Raw genomic sequence first — 11,482 nt, 5'->3', positions numbered from 1 at the left:
GAGCCGAAGCGGGTAACGGCGCTATTTCCCCTACTCGCGGGAATCAGTAAGAGCACCCAGAACCGCCGACCACCCAGAAATTGGATTGGTACCATCAATAAATTCCGGTAAAACAATATCAAACGACACACTATCCCCCACTACATGCGCATGTTTGTGAACATCCGCACTATGAAGAAGATCAATTCGATCATGACTCATATCATACATCCTCACAAACCCTACTTGAAACGGACGTCGAAACGCTTCCTCTGACTTCAATCCAGTGACATCGAAAACATAGTTCTCACCACAATATCGGCAAGCCGACTGAACTAATCCCTGCCAGACATGGTCAGAAAGTTCGCTCCGCATTCCCATCAGGACACCCTCGACCGTTCGCCCCTCCACACCAACCGGCAACCAGTGAATACCCACGGAAAGCAGGAAAAGACGTGACTCGAACGCATCATCGCCCACAGAGACCCCTGACTCTACTTGATACCACCCCTGGATGTGGTGCCGACTGACCCCTTGCGTCGTGGCCTTAACTTCCACGCCAACGTCACCAAGAACAAAATCTCTACTGGATTGGGAGTGACCTGTCCACACATGACCAATCTCGTCGTCCGAAAAACGCCGCGACCTGACCAGGCCCTCCAGTAACGAAAGTTCAGCGGCAAGACCTGTGAGAGCATTCACCCTTCTGTCCTCGCTTTTAAATGCTAATGCAATAAGGCGCTCCGTGGCTGAAAATGCCTTCTGGGCATCTACATGAATACCCTGAATTAAAAGTTCGACCAAAATTGCGGTAAACAGCGCGTCCACGTGGTCCCCAGCTGGAAACACGATTCGATTCGCACGCAAAACCCCACCGCGATCGCTTCTCCAGACATTCAAGTCCAGTCGTCGAGCAACAGAGTCTACGTGAGATTCCAACGAATCTTCAGAGATGAACAGTTCCAATCGGCCGCGATGATCGCGAGCATACGCAAGCTTACGGCTATCACCAACCCAATGCACATAACGTTGATCTCTCCCTTGAGCACGCCGAGACTTGGAAACTGCTTTCCTTAACACCTCAAACGTAGCAGCGCCATCAATATCACCACACATACCTATCTCCGATTTCTATTGTTAGCCGCACGCACATAGTCGGGTCCGCCCGCCGGAATGCTCATACCTACCGACAACGAAACCTCACCCTTACCTCGATCAATCAACTGGAAAAGTACGAGGCCTAGTTCTCCCTCGCAACGAGTCCCATCTTCGAGCCTTCTGACAGGCTCATCCAATACGATTGCATCAAATACATCGTCTCCGGCATATCCATACTCAACTGCACGCCTAGCCCCCCACTCTGCTTCCAATTCACAGCCAGAGACCCTCCTTCGCATCGGTTTGACCGGTACGCCATAGCTTGTCGACAACTTGAAGAGCGGGCCCGCATTTATAGACGCGCCCGAGCCATACCTCAGGCCAAACCGAAATCTAGGCTGTTGCATTTCCCTTGAGGCAGAGTACTTAAGGTTCCATCGCTGAGGCGGAGTCTCGTCAGTCATGAGTCCGTCTACTTTCCGTCCAATGCTGGCAGCCCACAGTCTTAGGTAGGCAGCCAACGAGTACGGCGACCTACCTCCTAGGTAAACCTTAGTTTCGTTGACTGCCGGAGCACGATACAAGGGGACGTAGCAGGATTCGGTTGGATGGATACCGACTAGTCCCGCAGCAGCACTCCATTTTCCAACTTCATCTGCCTCCTGGCCGTGAAACTTGTATCTCAAGTTGTCAAGTACATCAGCCACAGTCATAAGCGAATAACTCGCAGATGTCACCAGCCCACCTGGGACACCCACGACACCTGCGTCTTCCGCTAAGAATAAATCTCTCACAAGGCACTGATTCTCAATGTCGTCGGTTGGATGATTCATATACCGCACGACGGGTCTGCGTCCCGGCGAGAGCGTACTGGTCGTCAAGGACGACACCTTGCTGGTAGGACGAAAACTTCGTCCTTGAAGGACCACCACACCCGGAAGCCGAGATTCATCGGCACGCATCGCTAAAATTACCTGTTGACGGAGAACTCGATCAGCCTCAGCATACTCCGAGAACAAATTCAATTGTTCTTCGGTAAGGTACACGCGACAAAGATCTAACGCCCTTCCCCGATACCCGAACCACCTCTGCATCTGCATCTGGGTGTCGGCGACCGGGCTATTCGATGACCGGAGAAACACCGTCGTAAGCAGACCTTCCAAAGTCAGACCGCGAGACATCACGTTACCAGAAATAAAAATAGATGACTGGTTGACCGGAGGACGCCAAACTCCACAGCTGTCCGCTCGTGGATCGAACTGCGGTCGTTCATCTGAATCCGGACGACTATTGATGACGTCAATCCTAGTGCACGGAACGATTTCTCGCCTTATCACCTCTTCGACTTCGCTCCAAGTTGGTAAATCAACAATATCGAACCTATCGGCATACTCTTTCGCAATTTTCGAGGCCGAGATACGATACTCCTCATACTGATTTATCCAAGCCTGCCGTAGAGATTCAAGATCACTAATCACTCCTTCACCGGTCTTTCCTCCTTCCCCATCCCACCAGTAGGTGATTGCGTCCTTTACGCTAAAGTGATCGTCTAGGTCGGCTGAGGGGTGGATCAGCATCGATGTAACAGGGGCCACTTTATTTTTAACCTCACTGACCGAACTGAATGTCATACCGGCGGCAGTACTCGGGCCCAACTTTCCTGACCGAATCGTCGATATTGCTGCGGCTATGATGTAGGCCCGCAGTCCCCGTTTGAGTAGCTCTTCGTCAACGCACTCTATGGTGATAGACGCTGACCCATTTTTTCTACCTACGTCTGCAGCCGCATTCTCGTTATCATCGGGCGGAATAGATTCATCAATCAGTCTGCAGAAACAGTCTGCGAGAGGACCATAGAAGACATCTGCCCCGATATACCAGTTCCTTACATTTCCTCCATCGTACGTGATCTCCCGGGGACACAACATTCCGGACGCACCGGGTGTGCGTAGCGCCGCAACAAAGTCTTTCGGAACCAACGGATTCTCGCTGTTCTGAAGAAAGTTTGCCTGGGGCGTCGCCGTGTAGGCAATGTACGTAGAATAGACATGTCCTGCTTTGGTTCTCGTTGGCACCGCACTATCTGCCCAAAGATCGAGAATCCCGAACGGAATTCTCTTGATTTCTTGGAACGAATCACCATCAGGTTTCACCTGGTCGTCGGCTATGGAAGCGTCATCCGCCTCATCGTCAATAACGACCAGATTGACGTCTACACCGCATTTGGCAGCAGCAGGGAATACGTTGTTGCTAAGAATACGACTCACCGAGGCAAGATGGTTGACCTCTTTCATCGCAACAAACACAATGGGTGTTCTTTTCCGAAATGCTCGTTCTGCCCGTTTTTCGTTAATGGCGTAGGCGCCCTTGACGGCATAGCGTTCACCTCCTGAACGCATAGATGGGATAAACACGCATTCCCCTAGCGACGAACTTCCCCCTAGAAGTTGAGAGCGTACTCGATCCATAGTCTGGCGCCATAATGCTGTCTGCCTACCAGCAAGTAGAACAATGACATTCACACCCTTGTCGAGTGCGCGCGCCATGAATCCAATCATGGATGCCGTTTTCCCAGATTGAATAGCGCCAATGACGATTCCACTTCGATAGCGCGTGTTGGGCCAACGAGAATCGCCCGTAGGTAGAATGGCTCTGTCGCATATGTAGGCAGAATCATCCTTAATGACCTGCCCGCTGGGGTAGGCATAATTCTCGAGAACCTGATTATAGCGCTCCTGCCATCCTATGCTGATACGCGTATATTTTTCTTCTGCCGAGACCTCCGGAAGAACCATGTACTCACCGATTCTCTTCGCAACTCAAGTATGCCAGTTCTGCAAGTCCAGATGTTCCATAGGTTCGCCGTATAGTATCGTCGGCCTCTTCCACAGAGATATCTAGAACCTCAAGGAATTCTTTTACAACCTTCCCGATGAACTGCCACTGCTGTCGAGACTGAGTTTTGCTGGGTCGCTTCCATGCTTTAGAAGCCTCCTGAATCGCGTACACAGCATCATCGACATCATCCTCCAACTTGTCTTTACGCACACTATAGGCGGCAGCTAGAGCGATGAATGAAGAAACCAACTGCAACTCTTGCCACCTGCTGCTGGTTTTAAACGGGGCACTCCACGTTTCGTCGGGAAGGATCTGGTGAGCATCAATCGCGCCATCGAGCATCTCCATGACCTTAAGAATACGGTGCCGGTCTCTCAGAGGATCACTTGGATTTTCCTGAATTCGTTTAAGAAGTGCGTTAATTTGGTTCGCCGTCGATCTTCCTCCTATGCCTCCATCTTCGACAAGAAGTGCAGCAACAACCCAGGACAACGCTTTGGTACGTTTGTATCCCGCGGTTTTCATTGCATAAGTTCCGTTGGCGTCTCCCAACGCTTCACCTGTCGAAGAAATTTGTTCCCATGACTCCATGAGGAATGGGGCGACCTTTTCAGGTTCATCAGCATCTCCGCTCGTTACCAGCAGTGCTCGCATGAAATCTAGCTCATGATACGCAGCATTCCGAATCTCTTCGGCGTTGAGACGTTTACCCTGCCGATTGTATAGACTGAACACCTCATGGATTTGCTTGCTGGATGCTTCGCTGTAGATAATTACGGGGATGCGGTACTTGGACTGCCTTTCGAAAAGGTCTCTGACCTTTTTAGTTTCGTCCGCAACCGGAATTGTCAGCATTCGAATTTCTGAGTAGTATCTCCCCTGTACCTGCTCTAGTTCACCCATCAACGTAGATCTGCTTCCCTTTCTGAGAGGAAATGGGAAGTACATAGCCCGCTCAACCGCTGTAGTCAGTCTCGTTGTTTCATGAGAACGCCATTGCTTTTTGAAACTGTTGGCGTAATCGCTTTGGAAACAATCGATGAGATCATCTTCGTCGACTCCCCACTTCTTGGCTTTGGCTCTAACGTTGTCCAGGGCTCGTGGGTGTGAAGCCGTGAATCTAAGGATGGAGGTCAAGCGTTGCTTTCCATCAATGATCTCGAAGTGATCCCCCTCACTATCATTTGTTTTCAGCAAGATTACAGATGGAAGTGGGATTCCTCTGAGAATAGACTCAATAAGTAGCTGTGCGTCTCCTGTCGGCCAAACATCTGCTCTTTGGTAAGAGGGGGATAGGTTGAGGTCTTCCTCATTTGCATGCTCACGAAATTCCGTAATAGGCCAGACGCTGGCTTCGGCTATAATAGGTCCGCTAGTCTCTACTTCTTGTGAGTCTTCGACGTCTTCCCATTTTTCAACCCATTCAGCCGAAGCTGTCGCCAACGTAACAGTGCCTTCGGTCTCGTCTTCTAGGGCGTCGATGAACTCCTCACGTAATTCGTTTGCCTTCTCTAGTCTATTCAGTAGTGTCGTCAGAAGCTCTTCAGTGGACGCGTTTTCTGGATTCTTCAGTCCAAGCAGTTTTGCCAATGACCGATCCGCAGCCTCTGTCGAAGTTGTGTCGATCTCTTCAGGAAGATGTAGCCACCCCTGCACATCGACAAGAAGACTGCGCCAAGATCCTTCTGTCATTTCAGCGACTGAAACGGAATCTGTGCCGCTGGTTACCTCCACTCCCTTTGGGGTTAGCCCAGGTTGCATCAACCCCTTAATTTGTTCAAGAATGTCTACTTCCAATTCTGAGATTGCTTCTTGCATGCTCGTCTCCTCAATGTCGTTCCATTTTGGTGCCGGATTCAAGGCCATGATGTCGCGCACAAAGGCCCGCCACGGTCGCCTACCCGATTTCAACTGTAACTTCACAGCGGAATCAATTAGTAGATTCAGTCCTTTTAATGTCACCGTGTCACCCGAGGACACACAGTCCGCGCCCCAGGTAACTTGCAGTCGTTCAGCGATGAGTCGTCCGCATTCGCCTTTCCCGGCAACATCGTCGAGTTCAAGGCCAACGAATCGCCCCATTGACACTAGCGCCGATTTCTTTTCCTTGCTTCCAGGGCCCAGCGGCTCAGCCGGCTGATTCCCAAGAAAGTACATCCTTGCGACAGCATTAGCTTTGCTCGCAGCACTTTGGTAGCCGGATAACTTAGTACTGCTCATAGACTCATCAACATCCATTGTTGATTACCTTAGTTGATAGGGAAGGGTGTGGTTAGGACGGCATGGCTAGTATGATTGGTTTCGCCCATGATGCTGGGACGAGCGGTTGGGCGACCTCTTTAATTCCTTCAATTGGTTGATTTCGGCTCGTTCTGCTGAACCGCGGTTGGTCCAGCGACGCTCTACACTGGTTCTGCCTCCTAAGCTCTTGAGCGTTGCGTTGCAGATGCGTCAGCCTGGATCGTAGTCCTGTTGAGCCCGCTTCACCGGATGTTGACTAGAACGTAGCTGAGCACCCCAACAGGGGTCCGTTCCGTTAGTATGGGCAGATCTTACGATAAGTGCGATCGGTACAGGATGGCCAACAGCAACCACACTGTTGCCCTTACAGCAAGTCACCTCTGCAGTCGCGTGTTTTTGTCAGTATTCATCTGGTCCGCGCCTATCTGTTGCGCTCCGACAGCCCGGTGCGATCCGTGGCCATGCTCGGCAGAGCATCGAAATACTCGACATATAGGCGACACCTTTCAGTAACGAATTTGTGATCTTCTGCAGTTTCGTGAGGTCGGGCCGGCTTTTGGCTCTCAACCGGCTAAGCTTATTCCGTGCCTACCATCCCTTTCTACTACGTTGACCTGTTCGCGGGTATCGGGGGTTTCCACGCGGCCCTGTCTGGGATGGGCGGCCAATGCACCTACGCGGTAGAAATCGACAAGGACGCCGCCCGCATCTACGAGCAGAACTGGGGTGTCGGCGCCCTCGGCGACATCACAGTTGATGCGGGCGAACACGGTGTTTCCGAGAGGATCCAGCCCCACGACATCCTCGCCGCCGGGTTCCCATGTCAGCCCTTCTCTAAGTCCGGTGCCCAGGCCGGGATGCTGGACGAGGTACGGGGCACGCTCTACTTCAACATCCTCAAGATCGTTCAGGAGCGTCACCCCACGGTGCTTCTCCTCGAGAACGTTCGGAATCTCGCCGGGCCGCGCCACGCCCACGAGTGGGAGGTCATCGTCGAGTCCCTGAGGGAGGAGGGGTATCGCGTCGCAGATACCCCCGCCATCCTCTCGCCACATCAGCTCGGACCAGAGCGGGGAGGGCGGCCCCAGGTCAGGGAGCGAGTCTTCATCACCGCCACCTACGACCCTAACGGCATCGGGTCAACGGAACCCCAGCCTGTGGCGAGGCCTAGAGAGCTGTACGCGGATGTGCCAGTCGACTGGCAGATAGATGACTACCTGCTCGCTGACGTCGAGGGCTACGACCTGTCGGATGCCGAGAAGGACTGCATCTGTGCCTGGGACGACTGGGTGCAGCGGTTTCGCCACCACAATCCGGGAAAGAAACTGCCTGGGTTCCCCATCTGGGTCGATGCCTGGCAGACGATCGAGGACCTGGAGATCCAGATCGAGTCAGGAGAGCTCGACGACGTTCCCGCCTGGAAGATGAACTTCCTGCACAAGAACGCGCAGCTCTTCACTGACAACGCGGCCTGGTGCCGGGCGTGGATGACCACCTCTGGCGTGAAGAACTTCCCGCCGTCGCGCCGTAAGCTCGAGTGGCAGGCACAGGACATCGAGTCCCTCTGGGACTGTCTCATGCACTTCCGTCCGTCCGGCCTGCGCGCGAAGCCGCCCACCTACGTTCCCGCACTTGTCGCCATCACACAAACCAGCATCGTCGGTAAGAAACGTCGCAGGCTGGCACCTCGGGAGGCCGCCCGCCTTCAGGGGTTTCCCGATGAGTTCTCCTTTGCAGGCCAACCCGACGCCAAGACCTACAAGCAGCTGGGGAACGGCGTCAACGTAGGCGTGGTCTGGAACGTACTCAAGATGCACTGTGACCGCGATCGCCGCATCCTCGAGTCGACAGCGTCCGGCCGCCGTATCCTCAATGCGGTAGACGCCGCTCCAGCAAGTCCTGATGAGGCGGTCCGCAAGCTACTGACGAGGTGATGTATGCAGCCTGCGCTATCGGATGATGGCTCGTCCGACCCGCTGCACGCTCCCGAACCAGCACGCGACAAGCCCGCCGATCCGAAGGTGAGCGCTCGCTACTCCAACCTGTCACGGCGTGACACCTCCCCAGAGATGGAACTGCGGCGAGCGCTGTGGCGGATAGGACTGCGGTATCGGGTGCAGTACAAGGTCCCGGGGATTCCACGTCGCAAGGTCGACATTGCCTTCCCCGGGAAGAAAGTGGCGGTGCAGGTCGACGGCTGCTTCTGGCACGGCTGCCCTGAGCACGGGACCATGCCCGGCCGGAACTCCGAGTGGTGGAGGTGGAAGATCGCGAGGAACCAGGCCCGTGACCGTGACACCGATGAGAAACTCAACGCCCTTGGATGGACGGTCATCCATATCTGGGAGCACGAGGACTCTGACGGTGCAGCAGAGTTCGTAGCCCGCACAGTCACCGCAGCGACCAAGGGCCACCAGAGAGCCACCGAAGCCCGGACCGAGTAGATGGGTACCCGGTGGCAGGGTTCCAGACGAGGCTGTTTGTGTGGAATTCCGGCATACTGCTTGTCATCACGGCAAGGGCTTGGACCGGAGTCAGTCGGCAGCCCAGTCACCTCAGACAGTGTCAGCGAAGCCTTGAGCCCACGGGCCGCTCCCAGCCGATGTGCGTCGTGCGCGACGCCTGGACGTTGCGAACGACGCACATGGAGCAGGTGGAAGACTCTCACGCCCGCTGTTCTAGACGGCGGGCGTCGACACGACCCTACTTGATCTCGCAGGCGACGCCGTCCCCGTCCCGATCCAGCTCTTCACGGTATCCAGGATCGCCCCGATGCAAGGGGGCCGCACCCGACTCCTTCGCCTTCCGGCAGTTGGGAAAGTACGTGCTCTCCTGCTTCGGCTCCTCGGCGGGCGCGGGAGCCGCTGCGCCACCACCGGCCTGCGTCGTCGCCTCTGGTGTCGGCTCGGGCTCCTGCGTCGTAGATGGCGCAGGAGACTCCGACCGCGGGGCCTGCGTCGTCGGCATCGGCGACGGCGTAGGACTCGGGGTCGGGGATGGGGTGGGACTCGGAGTAGGCGACGGGGAGGGAGTCGGAGTGGGTGACGGCGACGGCGAAGCAGTCACCGTCGGAGATGTTGCCGGTGCAGGCGCCCCCGCATCGTCAGCCAAGGACGGAATCCCGCACCCGGCCAGGCCGGCGCAGGTCGCCATGGCCAAGGCCGCGGACGCCGACCTCACCACCGTCCTCTGACGACCCGACATCCGCGCGGCCAGCCGGCTCACTCCAGTGCAGGAGGACAGTAAGAATCCAGAATGGGATGGAAATACCTTCATGAGAACCTCGATAGGGGAAAACAAAAGACAGCACGTTGCGTCACGTCATGCCGCACAGCACTCCACGCGACATGACGAGACACCTATCAACAAACCTTGAGTGGAGCGCCGGCGGCGACTCCCAGCGGCAGCAATTTGGCCTTACCCATTCTTGTCACAGGCAGAACCATCCCCATCTCTGTCCAACTCAGGACGGTAGCCAGGGTCACCCTTGTACATCGGCGCAGCCCCAGCCGCCTTGGCCTCCTTGCAGTTGGCGTAGAACTCCTTCTGAGGCTCGGGTGCCGACTCCGACTTCTTCTGAGACTCCGACTCGGAGTCCGCCCCTGACTCGGAGCCCTCCCCCGAGTCCGAGCCGCCAAGCCAGCCACTCCAACCGGACGAGTCCTCCGTCGGCTCCGCGGCAGGCTCATCACCGGACTCTTCGGCCGGTGCCTCCTCGGAGCCGGCGGAGTCACCACCAGCGGCATCCTGCTGGGACTCCGCCGAAGCAGCAGATGACGCAGCATCATTGCTGGCACTGGACACGTCGTCGCAGCCGGCGATTCCAACGCCAAGAACCAGGGCGAGGAGGACGGGCGCCGCCGACCTCAGCAGCCCTCGGTGCTGCAGCGTCGACGAAGACACTGGCGCCACCGAGGAGCGGGACAATATGGGAGAAATAGGGGGCAACATGGACGTGGTCACGGAAGCCTCGAGTGGCGAGAAGGGATAGTAAACGGCTAGCCGAGAGAATTGAAACACTCCAGGAGTAGCGACAACTCACGCCGCCCCAAAATGCAATCACATTGATACACGCGTTATTTACTCTCGCTGAGAATAGAAATTGAAGTGAGACCGCCTGGCAATTGTCCTTTATTTTTACGATTATGGGTGGACTTCCACCCCCACGGCAACCGACCACCCATGCGCTCAGGGAGCTCAGCGAGGCTTAGGGAGCCGAACCGGAGTCTGACGAACCAGGGTCTGAGGGGCGCACCGCGGCTCAGCCGCCGGGGCGATGCCGCTCTCGGGCCGGCCGCCCCACACTTCCGGCCATGAGCACTTCCCGCACCTCCCTGTCCCAGCAGACGCCGACCGCCTTCGGAGCACCGAATCCTTCGCCGTCGGACTCCGCTCCGAGCCCCGCTCCGGTCTCGGCTCCGACGGCAAGCACCCATCCCGACCGGCTGAGCACCGTCGCGCTGGTCATCTTCACAAGCGTCTACGCCTTCTTCTTCCCCCTCCACCTCGGCCACTTTCTCATCTCCGAGGACGCCGGCCCCACAACCGGCCCCGCGCTCTACATCGCTCTCTTCGCCGTCGGTTGCGTCGCCTTCCACCACCCGCTGGCCCAGGCCGCCCGTCAGGTAGCGGCCCGTAAGCGGCGGGCCGTCCTCACTCTCATCGTGGGTGGACTCGCCACCTTGGTGATCGAGCTCGTCGGCGGCCTGGCATCCTCGGCCCTGCTCAACCTCGCCGGCCTGTCCGGAGCAATCCTGCAGAATGACGCCAGCGTTGCCGAAGTCATTCAGATGTTCCCGCCGATCATCATCGTCGTCGTGCTCGGGATCGTGGGGCCGATTGTTGAGGAGATGTTCTTCCGTCAGCTCCTCATTGGGCTCATCAAGCGCTTCGCACCGACATGGGTGGCTGTTGTCGTCTCCAGCGTCCTGTTCGGTGCGCTGCACATGCACTCGTTCGCGCTCTCCGAGGTACTGAGCGTCATCCCGCACGCCTTCTTCGGGCTCAGCTGCGGGCTGCTCTATGTCGAGACCGACCGCAACCTGCTCTACCCGGCAAGCATCCACTGCCTCAACAACCTCAGCGCCTTCCTGCCCCTCCTCCTGTACTGAAACGCTCCCCGCCACCCCGCCCGAGCGTTGCGGGAACATAAGCGTTTGCGCCAACACCCTCGCAACACCGGCTCCGGTTGGCTTGCTCTCGACAGCTTCACTGTTGACGGCGCCCGAGGCGCCCCGTCTGCACGGGACACGAGGAGGAGATACAGACCACCACAATCAGGCCGAGCGCCAGGAGCGGCATTCTCATCCATAACTTCCTGCCTCAT

9 protein-coding genes are annotated in these 11,482 nt (G+C 56.4%); 4 read left to right on the top strand and 5 right to left on the bottom strand.

Features of this window, described 5'->3' with window-relative positions:
• Positions 1-30: 30 nt before the first annotated feature.
• The 3 genes from AXE84_RS12585 to AXE84_RS12575 form a co-directional block, all read right to left on the bottom strand.
• A complete protein-coding gene (locus AXE84_RS12585; protein WP_081093090.1) occupies positions 31-1,095 on the bottom strand; it encodes a PD-(D/E)XK motif protein in 1,065 nt (354 codons plus the stop codon).
• Between the two features lie 2 nt (positions 1,096-1,097).
• Positions 1,098-3,491: a Z1 domain-containing protein gene (locus tag AXE84_RS12580; RefSeq protein WP_167542042.1), complete on the bottom strand. Its 2,394-nt coding sequence runs from the start codon at positions 3,489-3,491 to the stop codon at positions 1,098-1,100.
• A 385-nt stretch (positions 3,492-3,876) separates the two neighbouring features.
• A complete protein-coding gene (locus AXE84_RS12575) occupies positions 3,877-6,153 on the bottom strand; it encodes a DUF262 domain-containing protein (protein ID WP_081093089.1) in 2,277 nt (758 codons plus the stop codon).
• Between the two features lie 587 nt (positions 6,154-6,740).
• On the opposite strand from AXE84_RS12575, the gene dcm reads away from it, so the two are divergent.
• Positions 6,741-8,090 carry a DNA (cytosine-5-)-methyltransferase gene (gene dcm / locus AXE84_RS05635; protein WP_060957159.1) on the top strand — a complete coding sequence of 450 codons (1,350 nt, stop codon included), beginning with the start codon at positions 6,741-6,743 and terminating at the stop codon, positions 8,088-8,090.
• A gap of 3 nt (positions 8,091-8,093) precedes the next feature.
• Complete coding sequence (locus AXE84_RS05630; protein WP_060957158.1) at positions 8,094-8,600, top strand: very short patch repair endonuclease; 507 nt, start codon at positions 8,094-8,096, stop codon at positions 8,598-8,600.
• A 259-nt stretch (positions 8,601-8,859) separates the two neighbouring features.
• Here the strand turns inward: AXE84_RS05630 and AXE84_RS13255 are convergent, their stop codons facing one another.
• Positions 8,860-8,934 (bottom strand): excalibur calcium-binding domain-containing protein, encoded by a 75-nt coding sequence (locus AXE84_RS13255; RefSeq protein WP_236750212.1) that lies wholly within the window; start codon positions 8,932-8,934, stop codon positions 8,860-8,862.
• A 46-nt stretch (positions 8,935-8,980) separates the two neighbouring features.
• Between AXE84_RS13255 and AXE84_RS13250 the strand changes: the two genes are divergently transcribed.
• On the top strand, positions 8,981-9,349 hold the full coding sequence (locus tag AXE84_RS13250; protein WP_060957157.1) for a hypothetical protein: 369 nt from the start codon (positions 8,981-8,983) through the stop codon (positions 9,347-9,349).
• Between the two features lie 224 nt (positions 9,350-9,573).
• On the opposite strand, the gene AXE84_RS05620 is transcribed toward AXE84_RS13250, so the two are convergent.
• Entirely contained in the window at positions 9,574-10,059 is a 486-nt protein-coding gene (locus AXE84_RS05620; RefSeq protein WP_236750174.1) for an excalibur calcium-binding domain-containing protein, read from the bottom strand.
• Between the two features lie 410 nt (positions 10,060-10,469).
• Between AXE84_RS05620 and AXE84_RS05615 the strand changes: the two genes are divergently transcribed.
• On the top strand, positions 10,470-11,267 hold the full coding sequence (locus tag AXE84_RS05615; RefSeq protein WP_060957156.1) for a CPBP family intramembrane glutamic endopeptidase: 798 nt from the start codon (positions 10,470-10,472) through the stop codon (positions 11,265-11,267).
• Positions 11,268-11,482: the final 215 nt, after the last annotated feature.

Origin of the sequence: Actinomyces oris (assembly GCF_001553935.1) — a bacterium.
GTDB lineage: Bacteria > Actinomycetota > Actinomycetes > Actinomycetales > Actinomycetaceae > Actinomyces > Actinomyces oris_A.
Note: the sequence above shows the minus strand (reverse complement) of the source record. Positions and strands in the feature narration are given on the sequence as shown.